The 18,757-nt window shown below is 65.3% G+C and carries 19 protein-coding genes; 11 read left to right on the top strand and 8 right to left on the bottom strand.

The genetic code is table 11. The features are described from left to right. The first annotated feature begins 87 nt into the window (after positions 1-87). Both moaD and C0R46_RS02130 read left to right on the top strand, forming a co-directional pair. Positions 88-339 (top strand): molybdopterin converting factor subunit 1, encoded by a 252-nt coding sequence (moaD, locus tag C0R46_RS02135; RefSeq protein WP_102957926.1) that lies wholly within the window; start codon positions 88-90, stop codon positions 337-339. 3 nt (positions 340-342) lie between these two features. Further along, entirely contained in the window at positions 343-843 is a 501-nt protein-coding gene (locus C0R46_RS02130) for a molybdenum cofactor biosynthesis protein MoaE (RefSeq protein WP_102957925.1), read from the top strand. 139 nt (positions 844-982) lie between these two features. On the opposite strand, the gene C0R46_RS02125 is transcribed toward C0R46_RS02130, so the two are convergent. The 3 genes from C0R46_RS02125 to C0R46_RS02115 all read right to left on the bottom strand — a co-directional run bounded on the left by C0R46_RS02125 (position 983) and on the right by C0R46_RS02115 (position 3,141). Next, a complete protein-coding gene (locus tag C0R46_RS02125) occupies positions 983-1,627 on the bottom strand; it encodes an outer membrane protein (RefSeq protein ID WP_280953003.1) in 645 nt (214 codons plus the stop codon). 311 nt (positions 1,628-1,938) lie between these two features. Further along, positions 1,939-2,361: a nucleoside-diphosphate kinase gene (gene ndk / locus C0R46_RS02120; RefSeq protein ID WP_102957923.1), complete on the bottom strand. Its 423-nt coding sequence runs from the start codon at positions 2,359-2,361 to the stop codon at positions 1,939-1,941. An 84-nt stretch (positions 2,362-2,445) separates the two neighbouring features. Next, entirely contained in the window at positions 2,446-3,141 is a 696-nt protein-coding gene (locus tag C0R46_RS02115) for a glutathione S-transferase family protein (RefSeq protein ID WP_102957922.1), read from the bottom strand. Between the two features lie 98 nt (positions 3,142-3,239). On the opposite strand from C0R46_RS02115, the gene C0R46_RS02110 reads away from it, so the two are divergent. Then, positions 3,240-3,755 (top strand): DinB family protein, encoded by a 516-nt coding sequence (locus C0R46_RS02110; RefSeq protein WP_198598215.1) that lies wholly within the window; start codon positions 3,240-3,242, stop codon positions 3,753-3,755. Between the two features lie 39 nt (positions 3,756-3,794). Here the strand turns inward: C0R46_RS02110 and C0R46_RS02105 are convergent, their stop codons facing one another. Then, positions 3,795-4,214, bottom strand: a complete 420-nt coding sequence (locus tag C0R46_RS02105) for a nuclear transport factor 2 family protein (protein ID WP_157944524.1) — start codon at positions 4,212-4,214, stop codon at positions 3,795-3,797. 312 nt (positions 4,215-4,526) lie between these two features. Here C0R46_RS02105 and C0R46_RS02100 point away from each other — a divergent pair, with 312 nt between their 5' ends. Together C0R46_RS02100 and C0R46_RS02095 are read left to right on the top strand one after the other, a co-directional pair. Beyond that, positions 4,527-6,431, top strand: a complete 1,905-nt coding sequence (locus C0R46_RS02100) for an ABC-F family ATP-binding cassette domain-containing protein (protein WP_102957920.1) — start codon at positions 4,527-4,529, stop codon at positions 6,429-6,431. Positions 6,432-6,552: 121 nt separating this feature from the next. Continuing rightward, positions 6,553-7,218: a hypothetical protein gene (locus C0R46_RS02095; RefSeq protein ID WP_102957919.1), complete on the top strand. Its 666-nt coding sequence runs from the start codon at positions 6,553-6,555 to the stop codon at positions 7,216-7,218. 39 nt (positions 7,219-7,257) lie between these two features. On the opposite strand, the gene C0R46_RS02090 is transcribed toward C0R46_RS02095, so the two are convergent. Continuing rightward, positions 7,258-7,710, bottom strand: coding sequence for a DNA polymerase III subunit chi (locus C0R46_RS02090; protein ID WP_102957918.1), 453 nt, complete (start codon positions 7,708-7,710; stop codon positions 7,258-7,260). A 5-nt stretch (positions 7,711-7,715) separates the two neighbouring features. Further along, the gene (locus tag C0R46_RS02085; protein WP_102957917.1) at positions 7,716-9,203 is read right to left on the bottom strand and encodes a leucyl aminopeptidase; all 1,488 of its coding nucleotides are present in this window, start codon (positions 9,201-9,203) and stop codon (positions 7,716-7,718) included. Between the two features lie 261 nt (positions 9,204-9,464). Here C0R46_RS02085 and C0R46_RS02080 point away from each other — a divergent pair, with 261 nt between their 5' ends. From C0R46_RS02080 to rsmA, 6 genes are all read left to right on the top strand, one after another. Further along, positions 9,465-10,658 (top strand): LptF/LptG family permease, encoded by a 1,194-nt coding sequence (locus C0R46_RS02080; protein WP_102957916.1) that lies wholly within the window; start codon positions 9,465-9,467, stop codon positions 10,656-10,658. Continuing rightward, positions 10,655-11,740 carry an LPS export ABC transporter permease LptG gene (gene lptG, locus C0R46_RS02075; RefSeq protein ID WP_102957915.1) on the top strand — a complete coding sequence of 362 codons (1,086 nt, stop codon included), beginning with the start codon at positions 10,655-10,657 and terminating at the stop codon, positions 11,738-11,740. The genes C0R46_RS02080 and lptG overlap by 4 nt, the downstream gene beginning before the upstream one ends. Before the next feature lies 1 nt (position 11,741). Further along, positions 11,742-14,189, top strand: coding sequence for an LPS-assembly protein LptD (locus C0R46_RS02070; protein ID WP_102957914.1), 2,448 nt, complete (start codon positions 11,742-11,744; stop codon positions 14,187-14,189). Positions 14,190-14,342: 153 nt separating this feature from the next. Then, a complete protein-coding gene (locus C0R46_RS02065) occupies positions 14,343-15,272 on the top strand; it encodes a SurA N-terminal domain-containing protein (protein ID WP_102957913.1) in 930 nt (309 codons plus the stop codon). Then, positions 15,269-16,321, top strand: coding sequence for a 4-hydroxythreonine-4-phosphate dehydrogenase PdxA (pdxA, locus tag C0R46_RS02060; RefSeq protein ID WP_102957912.1), 1,053 nt, complete (start codon positions 15,269-15,271; stop codon positions 16,319-16,321). The genes C0R46_RS02065 and pdxA overlap by 4 nt, the downstream gene beginning before the upstream one ends. Next, positions 16,318-17,145, top strand: a complete 828-nt coding sequence (gene rsmA / locus C0R46_RS02055) for a 16S rRNA (adenine(1518)-N(6)/adenine(1519)-N(6))-dimethyltransferase RsmA (RefSeq protein ID WP_102957911.1) — start codon at positions 16,318-16,320, stop codon at positions 17,143-17,145. The genes pdxA and rsmA overlap by 4 nt, the downstream gene beginning before the upstream one ends. Before the next feature lie 38 nt (positions 17,146-17,183). Here the strand turns inward: rsmA and gmk are convergent, their stop codons facing one another. Continuing rightward, positions 17,184-17,849 (bottom strand): guanylate kinase, encoded by a 666-nt coding sequence (gmk, locus tag C0R46_RS02050; protein ID WP_102957910.1) that lies wholly within the window; start codon positions 17,847-17,849, stop codon positions 17,184-17,186. Next, the gene (locus C0R46_RS02045; RefSeq protein WP_102957909.1) at positions 17,846-18,727 is read right to left on the bottom strand and encodes a YicC/YloC family endoribonuclease; all 882 of its coding nucleotides are present in this window, start codon (positions 18,725-18,727) and stop codon (positions 17,846-17,848) included. The genes gmk and C0R46_RS02045 overlap by 4 nt, the downstream gene beginning before the upstream one ends. Positions 18,728-18,757 lie beyond the last annotated feature (30 nt).

The raw sequence follows: 18,757 nt of genomic DNA, 5'->3' as shown, positions 1-18,757 counted from the left end.
GGCAGCCCGCCTGAACCATCTCCTCTGGTTGGGCAGGAAAAGCGCGGCAGCGCCAAGACGCGCCGCGCAAGAACAAGAGATCTGACGATGAAGCTCGTTTATTTCGCCTGGGTGAAGGAGCGCATCGGTGTGGCTGAGGAACAGGTGGAGCTCCCCGCCGGCATCATCACCGTCTTCGACCTTCTGCACTGGCTGAAGGGCCGCGGCGCGAACTATGAGGCGGCGCTGCAGGCGCCAGAGATCATCCGCGTCGCGCTGGACAAGGAGCATGCGGATCACTCCGACCCCATTGCCGGCGCCAGCGAGATCGCGATCTTTCCGCCGATGACGGGAGGCTGATCCGTGACCGCGGACGCGAATACCGGTCGCCAGCCGGGGCTCCAGATCGAGCCGGAGGTGAGGATCGAAACTGGCCGGATCGACATCGCGGCCGAGATCGCCTCCATGGGCGGCGGCGGCGCGATCGGCGGCCTCGTCACCTTTTCCGGCTATTGCCGGGACGAAGGCGGCCGGCTGTCGGCGCTGGAGCTCGAGCACTATCCCGGGATGGCGGAGCGCGAGATCGCTGGCATCGCCTGGCAGGCGCTGGAGCGCTGGCCGCTGCTCGCCTGCCGCGCGGTGCACCGCACGGGGCGCATCCTGCCCGGCGAGGAGATCGTCTTCGTCGGTTGCGCAGCCGAGCATCGCCACGCCGCCTTCGAGGCGGCATCCTTCCTGATGGACTTCCTGAAGACGCGCGCGCCGTTCTGGAAGCGCGAGCATCTGAAGGATGGCTCGACCGGCGGCTGGGTCGAGCACAAGGACACCGACGACCTCGCCGCCGACAAGTGGCACAGGCTCTAGACGGACACGACCACGCGAGGCCCCTGCCACTGGCTGGCCGCTGCAGGATGCAGCAGCTTAGCCGAATGGCGCGGGAGCCTGCGCCCCGCCGCCGGCCTGGCAGGGTCCTGCCAAGCGCCGTCCGACGTAGTCGAACCGGTCAGAAGCGGTAGTTCACGCCGAACTTGACCGTGTGGAAATCGATGTCGACATCGGTTTCGCCCGGATCGAGTTCGCCGGCATCGGCGGTCTCGCTGCCGAGATCGACATAGGCATATTCCGCCTTGATCGACCAATCCTGCGTGATGCCGATCTCGAGGCCTCCGCCGACGGTGTAGCCGACATAGGTGTCGTCGAAGTCTTCGCCCTCGGCAAAGGGCGGCGTGTCGGCATCGACATTGGCGACCGCCAGACCGCCCGTTGCGAAGACGAGGAGATTGTCGAAGGCGTAGCCGGCGCGGGCCCGCACGGTGCCGAGCCAGTCGACGTCGACATCGCAGTCGAAGAAGTCGTTGGGGCAGGAATCGGAGCCGTCCAAGCCGTACCAGTCGAAGTCGCCCTCGATGCCGATCAGGAACGACTGGATCTGGTAGTTGTAGCCGATCGTGCCGCCGATAAAGCCGCCGGTGAGGTCGGTGTTCGATTCCGAACCCGCCGAGGCAAACGCGAAGTCGGCATCGCCCCAGGCATAGCCGCCGTTCACGCCCACATAGAAGCCGGACCAGTCGTAGGACGGCGCCGGGGCCGTCTCGATCATATCGGCCGCGCTTGCCGCAGAGGCAACCGCAGCCAGAGCAATGCTCATTGCAATATGGCGCAGCATCATGATCCCCTCAGGAGTCCCCTTACTCCGATGTACAATTATATACTGATTCGACACCCTCTTTCTGTTGCAAATTTGCAATACGCGGCTCTCTTGTTCAGTATATTTGGACAACCAACATCCAACTTACGCTGAGGAATGACCACCGTTCGCATGACCGACGGGAAACCGGCGACGGCTCCGCAATCGTCGAAGCTCAGTGGCAGAGCGCTGCAGCCTCAGATGCATGAGGCGCGCAAACAAAAACGCCGGCGCTAAGGCCGGCGTTCGTCATCACGATGAAGGCTGAGGCTTCAGCCGACGATCTCGGTCTCGGAGAACCAGTAGGCGATCTCCTGAGCGGCCGTCTCGGGGGCGTCGGAGCCGTGCACGGAGTTCTCGCCGATCGACAGGGCGAAGGCCTTGCGGATCGTGCCCTCGGCGGCGTCCTTCGGGTTGGTGGCGCCCATGATCTCGCGGTTCTTCGAGATGGCGTTCTCGCCCTGCAGCACCTGGACGATCGTCGGGCCGGCCGACATCGACTCGACGAGCTCGCCGAAGAACGGCCGCTCCTTGTGGACGGCATAGAAGCCCTCAGCCTGACGGCGGCTCATCCACACGCGCTTGGAGGCGACGACGGTCAGCCCGGACTCCTCGATCATCTTGGTGATCGCGCCCGTCAGGTTGCGGCGCGTCGCGTCCGGCTTGATCATGGAGAATGTGCGTTCGACCGCCATTGTGTGTCCTCGTGTCAGGGAGAAGAGATGGCGCGCTCTATACCGTCCGACCTGCAGGGCGGCAAGGCGCGCGCTCGCTGAAGCCTATGCCGAGGCCGCGCTCACCGTTCGGCCGTGGCCATCGAAGAGGTCGAGGCAGCGGCCGAACCAGAGTGCGACCGGATCTTCCGTCGGAACGACGGCGAGCGGGCAGGTTATGCGCAGCCACTGGAGCGCGCCGAAGACGATGTAGTCGGCAAAGAGCGGCGCGTTGCCGCCGATGAAGGGGCGGCCGCGCAACAACGATCGCAGCGGCTCCATCGACTTCAGCAACGGCTCGATGCGATCCTCGCGCCCGCTCGCCACCGCTTCGAGGCTGCGGCCGAGCTTGCGCTCGCGATCGGCACGGAAATAGACCTGATCAGGCTCCGCCAGCATGGCGTGGATGTCGGTGATCGCTAGCCCGGTGATGGCGGGATGGAGCGTCAGCTGCGTCCAGCTTTCGACGAAGCGGGTCAGGTCCCGGCCGCCCTGCCCGCCGAACAGCGACGGGAGGTCCGGATAAGCCTCCTCCAGATATTCGGCGATCCGGAACGAGTCCGAGACGAGCGTGCCGCCATCACGGATCAGTGGCACGGCGCGTGTAGCACCGTTCTCGATTGTCGGGACTTCGGTGAACGCGACCGACACGGTATCGAAGACGAGCCCCTTGTGCTTCAGCGCCATGCGCGCCTTCCAGCAATGCGGGGAGAAGGGGCGGTGCGAATCGGCACCGGCGAGTTCGTAGAGGACAATGCTCATCAGGATCAGGGTTCCGGTTGATCGCGGTCGTGCGGTGTGGCGATGTCGCTCGGCAGGGCATCTGCCACGCCCGACTGTCAAGCCATACCGGAGTGCTTATGCCCCTTGCCCAGTCCGCCCGCATGTTCGCCGCCTACAACGCGTGGTGCAACGAACGGCTCTACGCAGCGGCAGCCGAGCTGACACCTGAGGAGGCCTGGGGGGACCGCGGCGTCTTCTTCCGCTCGCTGATGGGAACGCTCAACCATCTCCTCGTCACCGACCGCATCTGGATGCAGCGCTTCACCGGCGAAGGTACGGCGCCGGTCCGGCTCGACGCGGTGCTGTTCGAGCAGCTGCCGGAGCTGGCGGAGGCGCGCCGCGCCGAGGATGCGCGCATCATCCGCTGGGTGGACGGGCTGACGGCGGAACGGCTTGGATCGACCTTCACCTATATGACGGTCACGAACCCGCGCAGCGTCACGCAGCCGCTGTGGCCGGCACTGGCACACCTCTTCAACCACCAGACGCATCATCGCGGCCAGGCGCACGCCGTTCTCACCGGTTTCGGCCGTGCGGCGCCCTCCTTCGACCTCATCGGCTTCCAGCGCGAGAGCGGCATCGGCCTCGCCTGAGGTCAGCAGCTGCGGCTGGTCCGCTCCGGCGCAGGCAGGCTACTGAAGACTTGCGACGCCCGTGATTTCCGCGATGAAAAGCGTGTCGACAAACTGCAGGTATTCGACGATGAGACCATCGCGAAAGGTCATCTTGTCGATCAGCTCCGTGTGGTATTCGCCGCCCGTCGGAACATAGCGCACGCTCCCGCTTCGATGGGTCAGGGTCGTGTCGCCCTCGACGAATGTGGCAACGTTGCGCAGCCCCGAGAGGTCCCAGTTCTCGGTGAGCGCTGCTCCCACCGCCAAGAGGGCATCTGTGCCCTGGTGCATCTGCGTCACGGCACCGAGCCGGTCCGTGCCCATCATCCTGAAGCATCCATCCGGCGCGAAGCAGTCGATCATGCCCCGGACGTCGTTCCTGTTGCGGCGCTCGTAGAATTCGTTAGTCAGCTTCCGCAGATCAAATTCCTTGCCCATGTGCCACTGCCCTCCCTGTCCGACGACATATTGCAGTCGAACAAGATCATCCGCAACATCCATCCATAGGCTGCTTGCTCCTACGTTAGAACAGACGCCGCGAGCACCGTATTCACTGTATGTCTTCTATCCTACGCTGCGGCATCTCGTCGATCTCACGCGGGTTGAAGCAGCTGTTAGGGGTGGCTTGGCGCACCTCTTCAATAACCACACCCATCACCGCCGCCAGGTTTATGCCGGCCAAGTCCGATCCGGCAGGTGTGCGGCCACTCCACTCTTCCGCGCCGCAGCGAAGCGTGGCAAAAGCGCGCCATGCTCCAGATCTCAGACCTGTCCGCGCGCGTCGCGGGGCGCCTGCTCATCGATCACGCCAGCCTGACGCTGCCGACCGGCACCAAGGCCGGCCTCGTCGGCCGCAACGGCGCCGGCAAGTCGACGCTGTTCCGGGTGATCACCGGCGATCTCTCGCCGGAATCCGGCGGCGTCTCCGTGCCGCGCAACACGCGGATTGGTCAGGTGGCGCAGGAAGCGCCGGGCACGGAGGACTCGCTGCTGGAGATCGTGCTCGCGGCCGACGAGGAGCGCGTCGCACTCTTGGCGGAAGCCGAGACGGCGACCGACCCGAACCGCATCTCCGACATCCACATTCGGCTTGCCGATATCGAGAGCCATTCGGCCGAAGCGCGCGCGGCGGCGATCCTCGACGGCCTCGGCTTCGATGCGGCCGCGCAGGCCCGGCCTGTCTCGTCCTTCTCCGGCGGCTGGCGGATGCGCGTCGCGCTCGCCGCCGTCCTGTTCTCCCGTCCGGATCTCCTGCTTCTCGACGAGCCGACCAACTATCTCGATCTGGAAGGCACGCTCTGGCTCGAGAACTTCGTCGCGCGCTACCCCTACACCGTGCTGATCATCAGCCACGACCGCGACGTCCTCAACAACGCCGTCAATGCCATCATCCATCTCGACCAAAAGAAGCTCGTCTTCTATCGCGGCGACTACGACAGCTTCGAGCGCCAGCGCGCCGAGAAGATGGAGCTCCTGCAGAAAGCGGTCGCCAAGCAGACCGCCGAGCGCAAACATATGGAGGCCTTCGTCGAGCGCTTCCGCGCCAAAGCCTCGAAGGCCCGGCAGGCACAGTCGCGCCTGAAGGCGCTCGAACGCATGCAACCGCTGACGGCGATCGTCGAGGAGCATGTCACGCCCTTCGTCTTTCCGAAGCCGGAGAAGGTGCTGGCCTCGCCGATCATCCGCATGGAGAACGTCTCCGTCGGCTACACGCCGGAGCGCTCGATCCTTCGCGGGCTGAACCTTCGCATCGATGCGGATGACCGCATCGCGCTGCTCGGCGCCAACGGCAACGGCAAGTCGACCTTCGCCAAGCTGCTGGCCGAGCGGCTGAAGGAGCAGGCCGGCACCGTCACGCGCGCGCCTGGCTTGAAGATCTCGATGTTCGCGCAGCACCAGATCGATGATCTGAGGCCGAACGAGACGGCCGTGCAGCATGTGCGCCGCTTCATGCCGGACGCACCAGAGGCCAAGGTGCGGGCGCGCGTCGCGCAGATGGGCCTGCCGACGCAGAAGATGGACACCGTCGCCGACAGTCTGTCGGGCGGCGAGAAGGCGCGCCTCCTGATGGGCCTGGCGACCATCGACGCACCGAACCTGCTGATCCTCGACGAGCCGACCAACCATCTCGACATCGAAGCGCGCGAGAGCCTGGTGCGGGCGCTGAACGATTTCCCTGGCGCGGTCATCCTGATCAGCCACGATCGGCACATGGTCGAGGCCACCATGGACCGGCTGTGGATCGTCGGCGACGGCACAGTGTCGCGCTATGACGGGGATCTCGAGGACTATAAGAAGCTGATCCTTTCAGGCGCACGCGCCGGCGGCGGCAACCAGGGCGAGGCCGTGGCTGTGGTCGATGCTCCGCCTGCCGCATCCAAGCTCGATCAGCGCCGGGTCGCCGCGGAAAAGCGCGAGCAGCTGAAACCACTGAAGAAGAAGATCAGCCAGCTGGAGATCCAGATCTCGCGGCTGCAGAAGACCATTGCCGACTTCGACGCGAGCCTGTCGGACCCGAAGCTCTATACCAAGGATCCGGCCAGGGCGGCCGCGCTCGCCAAGCAGCGCTCGGATGCGGCCAAAACGTTGGCCGGATGCGAGGAAGACTGGCTGGCGCTGACGGAGGAGCATGACTCGGCGATGGCGGCGGAGTGAACGCAGCGCGGATGCACTGTTGCGTCCTCGCGCGGGACGCTGACGAGCGTGTCATCCCTCGCCTCTCTACACGATGACGCACAGCGCGACCGCAGACTCTTGCGCGATGAAAGTTTGTTCCATGTCTCAGATCAGTCTGGCATCGCTTGCGACACTTCCCTTTCGCGCCGCTCTCACGGCCCTGCGCAGGGTGACAGTGCGGCAGGCAGTCCTGTTTCTGGGCATTGCCGCCGCGAGCCTCGTCTTGGCCTATGTCATCGCGCAGCTGACACAGTTCGAAACCGTGAATGGCGCCTATCCCGAAAGCGGCTGGCTGGAGGGCTTGCAGTCGGTTGTTCTTCTCGTAGCCATCGTCGTTCTTGGCGTTGCGGCCGCCCGCTTCCGATCGGAGCTTTACGCCGTCGCCGTCACCGCGGGCTTTTTCACGCTCTTCCTGCTGATCCGTGAAACGCCGCAATGTACCAGCCGCTTCTATGACGGCGGCGTCTGCCTCAACGAACCCTGGAAGGTGATCACTGCGGTGCTGTGGACGCTTGGGCTGATCGCGCTCCTGATCGTCAAGCGCATCGACTGGCCGGACCGGGTGGAGGAGCTGCGGCTGTTCTGGGTATGGCCGGCGCTCGCCTCGTTCCTGTTCCTCGTGACGGGAGAGACCGCGGAGCAGCTCCACTTCCTGACGACCGAGGAGATGCTGGAGCTCGCCGCTTACATCAACCTCTTGCTCTTCTCATTTGCCCTCAACCTGTGGCCCGGCTTGTTTGATCCGCAGCGCGGGGAGAGGGCCTGAGACGCCTCTCGCAGCCCAGCTCGCTACGGCGCCGTGCCATTAGGCCTTCTTGATCCAGCGGCGCTCCTCGGTCTGCTGCCAGTAGGTCACGTCGTGGCCGGCTGACTTCTCCACCGTCCAGCGCTGGCGCGCGGTGCCGAGCTGCGCCTCGTCATGCCCGTCGAAGAGGTAGACGGCGCGCACATAGCGGTCGAGCGATGCCGGCACGGCGCCCTCGACGAGGAAGCGGACCTGCGGATCGTTCGCGTTCTGCTCTGCGGATGTCGTCAGGAGGATGGGCTGCAAGGCGCCGCTGCTGTCGGCATCGGTGCCGTGCGGCAGGAAGGACTCGTCGCGATAGGTCCACAGATGCTGGTCCAGCGCGTCGCGGCGCTCCTCCGTCACAGTTTGCACGACCACACGCCAGCCGCGGGCGAGACTGCGCTCGAGAAGGTCCGGCAGGGCCTCCTCGAGCCGGCTTTCGGTCAGATGGTAGAAGAGAACCTCCGCCATCCCCCTCACTTCGTCTCGTAGTGATCCTCGACGAGGCGATTGAGCAGGCGCACGCCATAGCCCGACGCCCAGGACTGGTTGTACTCGTTGGCCGGCGAGCCCATCGCGGTGCCGGCGATGTCGAGATGCGCCCAGGGCACGTCGTTGACGAAGCGCTGCAGGAACTGCGCGGCCGTGATCGAGCCGGCGGCGCGGCCGTTGCCGATGTTCTTGATGTCCGCGAACTTGCCCTCGATCTGCTTGTCGTATTCGGGGCCGAGCGGCATGCGCCAGACCTTTTCGCCCGTCGCCTTGCCGGCCTGCGTCAGCCGTTCCGACAGTTCGTCATTGTTGGAGAAAAGGCCGGCATGGTGATTGCCGAGAGCAACGATGATGGCGCCGGTCAGTGTCGCGAGGTTCACCATGAACTTGGGCTTGAAGCGGTCCTGGCAGTACCAGAGCGCGTCGGCGAGGACGAGGCGGCCTTCCGCATCGGTGTTCAGGACCTCGATTGTCGTGCCGGACATCGCCTTGACGATGTCGCCCGGGCGCTGCGCCATCCCGTCGACCGCGTTCTCGACGAGCCCGACGATGCCGACGACATTCGCTTTCGCCTTGCGGCCAGCCAGGGCGCGCATCAGGCCGACCACGGCGGCTGAGCCGCCCATGTCGCCCTTCATGTCCTCCATGCCGGCGGCCGGCTTGATCGAGATGCCGCCGGTGTCGAAGACGACGCCCTTGCCGACGAAGGCCACCGGCGCCTCGTCGCCACCGCCGTTCCAGCGCATGATGGCGAGGCGCGGCGGGCGCGGCGACCCCTGCGCGACGCCGAGCAGCGCATGCATGCCAAGGTCGCGCATCGCGGCTTCGTCGAGGATCTCGACCTCGACGCCGACCTGCGAGAGCTTCTCGATCTCGGCGACATATTCGACGGGTCCAAGGACGTTGGCTGGCTCGTTGACGAGGTCGCGCGCCAGCACGACGCCGTCCACCACGGGCTGAATCCCTGCGAAGGCGTCTTTCGCCGCATCGGCATCGGCAACGCTCAGGCGGAACTCGCGCGCGGCGTCGCGCGCCTCCTCATCGTCGCCATTGGCCTTCTTCTTCGTCTTGTAGCGGTCGAATTCGTAGCCACGCAGCAGAATTCCAGCGGCGATTGACGCGGCCTCAGCGGGCGCCAGCGTGCCGGCGGCGATGGTGACGACGTCGGCGCCCTTTGTCTTGGCGGCGATCGAGCCGCCGAGTTTGAGCCAATGCTCCTCGCCGCTGCCCGTATCAGCCTTGCCGCCGACGACCAGCACACGATCCAGAGCGGAGCCGGCCGGCGCCAGAAGCTCGAAGGATGACAGCGCCTTGCCCTTGAACTTAGCGACGCTTGCCGCGCGCTCGACCAGCGACTTCAGATCCTGCGGAAGACCGTTCGTGACGGCACCACCCTCCCCGGCAATCAGGACGAGAACGCCGCTCGGCTGCGCATCCACGGAGGTAAAGGAGATCGTGTTTCGGCTCGCCATGGTCTGTCCTCGGCTTTTTCGGCTGATCGATGATGAGGCCGTGCCGGCAGTGTGGAGCCGGCAGGAATGAAGGCGGATATGAAGCGTCCCGTTGGACCTTGGCAAGCGGTGCCGGCCGGGGCAAAGCGTTAACCATGCTTATTCGCCCTTCTTTAGCCAAGCTGCTCCACTGTATGGAAACCACGCGGATCGGCGCGACGGTGCCGGCACCAGTGCGACAATGCGTGTCGAACACGAGAGAAGGTTGACCACGACAGTCTGATGATCCTTCTCGAACGCTACATCTTCAGGCGCGCCTTCCTCCTGTCGCTGACGGCGATGGCCTCGCTCGTGCTCATCGTCTGGATCGTCCAGGCGCTGCAGCGTGTGGATATCGTGCGGACCAGCGTCTCGACCGCAGGCAACCTCTTGTGGATCGCGCTGATGCTCATGCCCAATCTCGCGGCGGGCGTCCTGCCCTTCGCGGTGCTGATCGGTGCGATCCAGGCACTGAACGGGCTGAACGCCGATTCAGAGCGTGCGGTGATCGCCGCATCGGGCGCGCCGCGCTCGGTGGTGATCAAGCCGATTCTGTTCCTCGGCATCGTCGGCGCCGCACTGGTGCTGTTCAACTCCCATATTCTCGGGCCGGTCGCGCAGAGCAACTTCTATCAAGGCTTGCGCTCGATCAACGCCGACGCCATCACCCTCTTCCTGCAGCCGGGCCGCTTCGACGAGGTTCAGGACGGGCTGGTCGTCGGCATCAGCAGCGTGAATGGTTCATCGATCAGGGGCCTGTTCATCGCCGATTCGCGCGAAAGCGGCACCGATCTCACCTACTTCGCCAAGGAGGGTCAGATCGTCGACCAGGACGGTCTCTCCTATCTCATCCTCTATGATGGCCAGCTGCATCGCCGTTCCACCACCGACGGCGCGGTCTCGATCGTGCAGTTCCAGACCTATGCTTTCGATCTCGCGGACCTCCGGCCCTCCGCCAGCTCGGACTGGGTCCGCGCCTCGGAGCGTTCGACCCTGAGCCTCCTCTCGCCGGACCCGAACGACAAGCTCTACCAGACCCGACCCGGCAAGTTCGCCGAGGAGTTCACCCAGCGCATGACGGACTGGCTCTATCCGATCGCCTTCGCCTTTTGGGCATTGGTCGTCGCCAGCCAGCCCCGGACGAACCGGCAGGGCTCCGGAGCGGCTATGACGCTCGGGCTTACCGGCGCGCTGGTCCTGAAGGCGCTCGGTTTCGTCGGCGTCTCGCTGATCGACATCGGCATCGAGTACCGCTTCGTTTCCTATGCACTGCCGCTCTCGGCGATCGCCCTGAACATCCTCCTTCTGCTGATGAACGCCAACGTCGTCGATTCGCGGCTTGTCCAGGCCGTGCCGGACGTCTTCGGCCGGATCGGTGCGGCACTGACCCGGCTCGTCCCGCGAGCGACTGTCGCAGGCGGCGGGTCACGCCGATGAGAAGCTGGACGCTCAACCGCTACTTCTTCCGGCTCTACGTCGTCAGCTTCCTGTCGACCTTCGTTTCGGTCTTTGCACTGGTCTATCTGATCGACCTGATCGAGGTCGGCCGGCGCAGCCAGTACGCCGATCTCGGCTTCGAATTGATCGCCGCCATATCGGCGCTGCGGGTGCCCTCCTTCATCGAACAGGCCTTCCCGTTCATCATCCTGTTCTCCTCGATCTTCACCCTTCTGTCGCTCAACCGGAAACTCGAGCTGGTGGTCGCACGGGCTGCCGGCATCTCGGTTTGGCAAATTCTGGCGCCGTTCATCTTCGGGTCGCTGCTGCTCGGGGCCGCCGCGGTCTTCCTGTACAATCCGATCTCTGCCGCCGCGAAGGCCAGGTCCGCCGAGATCGAGATGATCGCCTCAGGCAAGGGTGCCAAGACCAGCAAGACCGAGCAGGTTCCCTGGCTGCGGCAGAGTGGCGAGGGCGTCGAATCGATCATCGGCGCGAAGGTGGTGACCAATGGTGGGCTGACGCTCGGCGGCGTCACGGCTTTCGTGTTCGGCGATGACGGCGCCGTCGCGCAGCGCATCGATGCGCCGAGCGCCCGCCTCGAAGATAATGCCTGGCTGCTGGAGAACCCGCTGGTGGTGCGGATCGGCGACAAGCCCGAGCAGCGCCACACGCTGCGGCTGCCGACGTCGCTGAAGCCGGAATATGTCCAGCAGCAGCTCGCGGATCCGGAGTCGCTGCCGATCTGGGATCTCCGCTCGAAGATCGAGATGGCCCGCAGCGTCGGCGGCAATGTGGGCGCGTTTGCTATGCGCTACAACACGCTCGTCGCACGACCGGCGCTCTTCATCGCGATGACCCTTCTTGCCGCGACCGTCGCGGTGAGGTTTGCCAGAACCGGTCAGTCTGCTAGGAGCTTGGCAGGTGGCATCGCGGCCGGCTTCGTGCTCTATGTGGTCACCTTTCTTGCGCAGGCCCTCGGGAGCAACGCCGTTGTTCCTCCGGTCGTCGCAGCTTGGTTCCCGGTCGTGGCGGCAGGATTGTTTGGGGTAACGATCCTGCTCCATCAAGAGGATGGTTAGAATGGATGTGAGGGGGATCGGACGCGGGCGCGCGGGCGCGCTGCAGCGTCAAATTCGGGCCGCACTCCTTGCCGGCACGGCTTTTGCCGCGCTTGTGACGTTCTCCGCCGAGGCGCTCGCACAGTCCGGTCCTGCCGGGCTGGGCGCCGCCGTGAGCGTGCCGGAGGGCTCGCAGCTCTTCCTGGAATCGGACACCGTTACCTATGACAGCGACACCGCCGTCGTGACGGCGGACGGCAGCGTGCGGATCGACTACGGCGGCTACAAGCTCGTCGCCCGCAAGGTCGTCTACAACCAGAAAACCCGTCGTTTGATCGCCTCTGGCGATGTCGAACTGCAACAGCCGGACGGCAATCGTGTCTTTGCCGACAGCGCCGACATTACCGATGATTTTGGCCAGGGCTTCATCAAGGCCCTGCGTATCGAGACGCCGGACAATACGCGCTTCGCTGCGGCGGAGGCGATCCGCCAGAATGGCGAGGTCACGACCTTCCAGCAGGGCGTCTACACGGCGTGCGAGCCGTGTCGCGAGCATCCCGAGCGCGCGCCGCTCTGGCAGGTGAAGGCGAAGAAAATCGTCTGGAACCAGCGCGAGAAAGTGGTGCGCTACTACGGCGCCAAGTTCGAGCTGTTCGGCGCGCCGATCGCCTATCTCCCCTACTTCCAGTCGCCGGACCCGACGGTGAAGCGCAAGTCCGGCTTCCTGACGCCGTCCTTCGAGCAGAAGGAAGAGCTCGGCTACGGCGTGAAGATCCCCTACTTCTGGGCAATCTCGGACGACAAGGACCTGACGGTCGCCGGCACCTATTACAGCAAGCAGGGCTTCCTCGCTGAGGCGGAGTACCGCCAGGCCTTCGGCAATGGCTATTTCACCCTGCAGGCCGCCGGCATCTCGCAGCGCGATCCCGACGAGTTCTACAATCCGAACCCCTTCATCGTAGAGCAGTCGCCGGACTACACCACTGATCGCGGCATGATCGGCACGACCGGCCGCTTCGCGCTCAGCGACCGCTGGACCTTCGGCTGGGACTGGCTGCTGCAGAGCGACGACGACTTCTCCGCGACCTACGACATCCAGAACTTCTCCAGCACCCGGCACATCTCCGAGATCTACCTGACGGGCCTCGGCGATCGCAGCTTCTTCGACCTGCGGACGCAGCGCTTCGACGTCCAGTCCGAGAACCCGCTGCAGAACGAAATCCAGCCGGATGTGCTGCCGACCTTCGACTATCAGCGCATTGAGGAGACTCCGGGTATCGGCGGCGAGGTCCAGCTCGACGTCAACGTGACCAGCCTGAACCGCGACAACGGAGATCCTTCGTCTGCTTTGGTGTGCACTGCACTGAACGAGGACGGCGTCTGCGACAGAACGGTGGCTTTCCCGGATCTCTACTCGAGGGATTTCTTCCGTCGCACCGCCTTGGAGGGCGACTACAGCCGTGCCACGACACAGCTGTCTTGGCGCAACGAGATCATAACCTCGGGAGGCTTGGTGCTAACGCCGAGGCTTTCGGCGCGAGGTGATCTCTACACCGCAGATATGTCGCTCGAAGACATCGGCGTCTACGAGACAGGTATCGACGTCGACGAATCCGGCGCCCGCGGCATGACCACGGCGTCGCTGATGGCGCGCTACCCCTACCTGATCCAGACCGGAACGATGTCGCATGTGATCGAGCCGATCGGCCAGATCATCATCCGGCCGGACGAGGCGAAGTCTGGCATCCTGCCGAACGAGGACGCGCAGGAACTGGTCTTCAACACCGGCAACCTCTTCCAGGAGGACAAGTTCTCCGGCTATGACCGCATCGAGGGCGGCACGCGCGCCAATGTCGGCCTGCGCTATGTCGGCACGCTGGAGACGGGCTACTCGATCGATGCGATGGTCGGCCAGTCCTACCACCTCGGCGGCGAGAACCCGTTTGCGCAGGACGACCTCGCGTTGATTGGCTACGAGTCGGGCCTCGAAACCGATCGCTCGGACTATGTGAGTTCCCTGTCGCTCGCGACGCCATTCGGCCTCGGCCTTGGACTGCAGAACCGCTTCGACGAGGAAGATTTCGAGCTGAAGCGCTCGGACGTCTTTGCGACGCTGACCACCGGCGCCCTCACCGCCGGCCTGACCTATTCCGAGATCGCGGCGCAGCCGATCAGCGGCTTCCCGGACGATCGCAGTCAGGTGCGCACGACAGCCTCCTACAAGCTGAGCAAAGAGTGGACGGCTTTCGGCGCGCTTGGTTACGATGTCGAGAACAGCGCCGTCATCGAGCGGAGCTTCGGCATCGGCTATGCCGACGAGTGCTTCAGCCTGATCGCCGCCTACAAGAGCACGACCGACCGCTATCAGGAGGATCCGTCGGAGACGACGCTGCTGTTCAGGGTCGGCCTCAGGACCATCGCGGACACCGACTTCTCCTATGATCTCGGTGGCGACGACGACGACGGTTGAGTTCCAGTCGATCATGATTTGGCCAAGGGGCCGTCCTACGGACATGATCAGGCCCACGCGCCTTGAGCGTGACAAACGGGGACGACAGGCCCTTTCCCGGATCGCCCGCCCCATCGGCGATCTGGCAAGAACGACCGGGAGTGAACGAAAGACATGATGGACCGCACCGCTGGACCGATCCTGGCGCTGATGCTGGCAGTTGTCGCACTGCCGACCGCCGCAACCGGACCTGCTCAGGCCGCGTCCGAGGTCCGCGTCGTCGTGAACAAGGAGCCGGTGACGAGCTACGCGATCCAGCAGCGCGCCGCCTTCCTGAAGCTGCGGCGCACGACTGGCGACATCCAGGCCAAGGCGACCGACGAACTGATCGACGAGACCCTGAAGAAGCAGGAGATCCGCCGTCGCAACATCAACATCTCCGATGCGATGGTGGATCAGGCCTACGGCAATTTCGCCAAGCAGAACAAGCTGACCGAAGCGCAGCTCGGCGAGGTCCTGTCGCGCGCCGGCTTCTCGACCAAATCCTTCAAGGACTACATACGGGTCCAGATGGGCTGGGGTCAGGCCGTTCAGGCCAATATGCGACGCGAGAAGAAGCTGAGCGAGCAGGATGTCGTTCAGCGCATGCTCGCCGAAGGCGGCAACAAGCCGAAGACCACGGAATATACCCTGCAGCAGGTCGTCTTCGTCATCCCGGCCGCCAAGCGCGAGGCGCTGAAGAGCCAGCGGATGAAGGAGGCGAACGCTCTGCGCTCCCGCTTCCGCTCCTGCGAGAGCACCTACGACATCGCCAAGGGCCTGCGCGACGTGACGGTGCGCGAGCTCGGCCGCGTGACGCAGCCTGAGCTGCCGCCGCGCTGGAAGAAGGACATCGAGGCCGGTAGCGCGGGTCGCGCGACGCCGCCGCAGGAAACCGAGCGCGGGGTCGAGTTCATCGGCATCTGCGATGCCAAGACCGTGTCCGACGACGTTGCAGCGGCCATGGTGTTCCAGGAGCAGGATCTGGAGAAGCTCGGCAAGGAAGAGCCGGATGTCGCGCTTCTGAAGAAGCTGAAAGACAAGGCTCAGATCACCCGCAAGTGAGCCCGCAGAGCGCACCGCTCGCCGTTACCGCCGGCGAGCCGTCAGGCATCGGCATTGACGTGACGCTAGCCGCCTTCACCCGGCGGCAGAAGCTGGCGCTGCCGCCTTTCTTCCTCCTGGGCGATCCCGACATGGTCGCCGCGCGTGCGGAGCGGCTCGGCGTTCCACTTGCGTCCGAAGCGATCGAGCGGCCGGAGCAGACAGCAGGCGTCTGGCAGAACGGCGCTCTTCCGATTATGCCCCTGATCAATCGGCAGATCGAGACACCGGGCCGGCTCGATCCCGCCAACGCGGCGGCGACGATCGAGGCGATCGACCGTGCCATCGCCTTTGCGGTTGCCGGAGACGCCGGGGCCGTCGTCACCAACCCTATCGACAAGAAGGCGCTTTACGACGCCGGCTTTCAGCATCCCGGCCATACCGAATATCTGGCCGACCGATGCGCAAGCCTGTTCGGCCAGCCCTATACGCCGGTGATGCTGCTGGCGGGGCCGGAGCTGTCCTGCGTTCCCGTCACTATCCACATTCCCATCGCCAGAGTGCCGGAGCGGCTGACGCAGGTGTTGATCGAGACCACCTGCCGCATCGTCCATGAGGACCTCGTCTCGCGCCTCGGCTATGCCAGGCCGCGCCTGGCGGTCTCCGGCCTCAACCCGCATGCGGGCGAGCGCGGCGCGATCGGAAGCGAGGACGAGGACATTATCGCGCCTGCGGTCGCCAAGCTGGCTTTGGAGGGGATGGCCGTTGTCGGCCCCCTGCCGGCGGATACGATGTTCCACCCGGAAGCCCGGGCGCGCTACGACGTCGCCATCTGCATGTATCACGATCAGGCCCTGATCCCGGCTAAGACGCTTGCTTTCGACGAGACTGTGAACGTCACGCTCGGCCTGCCGATCGTGCGCACCTCACCCGACCACGGCACCGCAGCCGACATCGCCGGTACCGGTCGGGCCCGGCCGGACAGCTTCATCGCAGCGCTGCGGATGGCGGCGCGCATGGCGGGCGCGCAGACGATCACCGCCGCTCACGCACCGACGGCGCGCGCTTGACCGCCGCGGACGGCCTGCCGCCGCTGCGCGAGGTGCTGGCGGCGCATGGCCTCGACCCGAAGAAGGCGCTCGGCCAGAATTTCCTCCTCGACCTCAACCTGACCGGCCGCATTGCCCGGCAGGCAGCGCCGCTGGACCCGGGTGTGGTGGTGGAAGTCGGCCCTGGTCCGGGCGGGCTGACGCGTGCGCTCCTGTCGGAAGGCGCGCAGCACGTCGTTGCCATCGAGAAGGACCGGCGCTGCCTGCCGGCGCTCGAGGCGATCGCACAGCACTATCCGGGGCGTCTGAGCGTCATCGAGGGCGACGCGCTGACGATCGACCTCGCCTCCCTGGCGAATGGGCAACAGCTGCAGGTCGTCGCCAACCTCCCCTACAATGTAGGGACGCAGCTTCTTCTCGACTGGATCACAACGCCCCTCTGGCCGCCCGTGTGGTCGGCGCTGACGCTGATGTTCCAGAAGGAGGTTGCACAGCGTATCGTCGCTGCGCCCGATAGCGATCATTACGGCCGTCTCGGTGTGCTCGCGGGATGGCGCACCGAGGCGCATATCCTCTTCGAGGTGTCGCCGCAGGCTTTTACGCCACCGCCGAAGGTTACCTCGGCGATCGTGCAGCTGCGGCCGCGGCCCGCCCCTATCCAGGTGCCGCTCGAGGCGCTGGAAAAGGTGACGGCTGCCGCCTTCGGCCAGCGGCGCAAGATGCTGCGCCAGAGCCTCAAATCGCTTGGCGGCGAGGCGCTGCTGGCGCGGGCCGAGATCGATCCGCAGCGCCGTGCCGAGACCCTCAGCGTTGAGGAATTCTGCCGCCTGGCCTCGCTGATCTGAGAGCCTGGCAGCGGCGGCCCTGCTAAACGATCACCCGTCTAGCTGACATCCTCCGCCAGTAGGGCGGCGGTGAAGTCGAAGAGGCCGGGTCGGCGGTCGCGCCGCAGCCGCTCGGCATTGATGATGGAGCGCACGGCCGAGAAGGCCCGGTCGAGGTCGTCATTGACGACGACATAGTCGTAGTCGCGCCAGCGCTCGATCTCGACGCGGGCGTTCTTCAGTCGCATGGCAATCGTCTCGCCGGAGTCCTCGGCTCGCCGCAGCAGCCGTGTCTTCAGCTCCCGCATGGAGGGCGGCAGGATGAAGATCGAGACGATGTCAGACTTCGCCTGCTCCTGCAGCTGCCGAGCGCCTTGCCAGTCGATGTCGAACAGCATGTCACGGCCTTCGAGCATCGCCTTCGCGGCCGCCGCACGCGGCGTGCCGTAGAAGTTGCCGTGCACCTCTGCCCATTCGAGCAGAGCGTCCCCGCTGCGCAGCCGCTCGAACTCCTCGCGGTCGATAAAGCGGTAGTGAACGCCGTCGATCTCGCTCGGCCGCTTCCGGCGCGTGGTGACGCTCACCGACAGCGAGAAGCGCTGATCCGATTCGAGCAGGCTGCGCGCAATCGTCGACTTGCCCGCGCCGGAGGGCGAGGAGATCACCAGCATCAGCCCGCGCCGGGCGATCGGGACCGAGGACTCGGTATCGAAGATCGACGTCATTCCAGATTCTGTACCTGTTCCCTGAACTGGTCGACGACGACCTTCAGATCGAGACCGATGGCGGTCAGTGAGGTCGCATTCGACTTGGAACAGATCGTATTCGATTCGCGGTTTAATTCCTGTGATAAAAAGTCGAGGCGCCGTCCGATCGGTCCGCCCTCGGATAGAAGCGCCCGCGCCGCCTCCACATGCGCGCGCAGGCGGTCGAGCTCCTCGCGGATATCGGCGCGGGTGGCGAGAAGACTGACCTCCTGGTGCAGCCGTGCCTCGTCGAGCCGCTCGTCCGCCGCGCGCAACTCACGCACCTGCCCTGCCAGGCGCTCGCGGATCGTCTCCGGCGAGCGTGCCGGATCTGCCTCTGCGCGGCCGACGAGACTCTCGATTTCGTCCAGCCGCTGGCGCAGCACCCGCTCCAGCGCCTCGCCCTCCCGGCGGCGATCAGCCGTCAGCGCGTCCAGAGCCTGGCCGAAGAGCCGCAAGGCTTCCGCGCGCCGCGCGGCGTCCTCTTCTGGCGTCGGCCGCGTCGCCTCACCCGTCTCGACGACTCCGCGGATCGAGAGGATGCCGTCCGCGCTCGGCAGCGTCGCATGTCCGTCGGCGACGAGGCTGGCGGTGACGGCCAGCACCTCGCGAAGAAACGCCTGGTTGATGACGAAGGCGGTGGCGTCCTCGCCCGTGCGTTGCTGCAGGGCGATCTGCAGGTTGCCGCGTGACAGACGCGCGCTGGCGAGCTTGCGCAGCTCCGGCTCGATGATCTCGAAACCCTGCGGCAGGCGCAGGCGCAGATCCAGCCCTTTGCCGTTGACGGATCGCAGCTCGAACGCCAGCCCGCCGGCACCTTCGGCCCGGGCAAAGCCCGTCATGCTCTGGACGGGCATGCCTAATCCATCTCCTGCGACAGCCGTGCC

Origin of the sequence: Mangrovicella endophytica, from assembly GCF_002893625.1 — a bacterium.
In the GTDB taxonomy this organism is placed as follows: domain Bacteria; phylum Pseudomonadota; class Alphaproteobacteria; order Rhizobiales; family Rhizobiaceae; genus Mangrovicella; species Mangrovicella endophytica.
The sequence above is the reverse complement of the archived record's forward strand: the minus strand, read 5'-3'. Positions and strand labels throughout refer to the sequence as shown.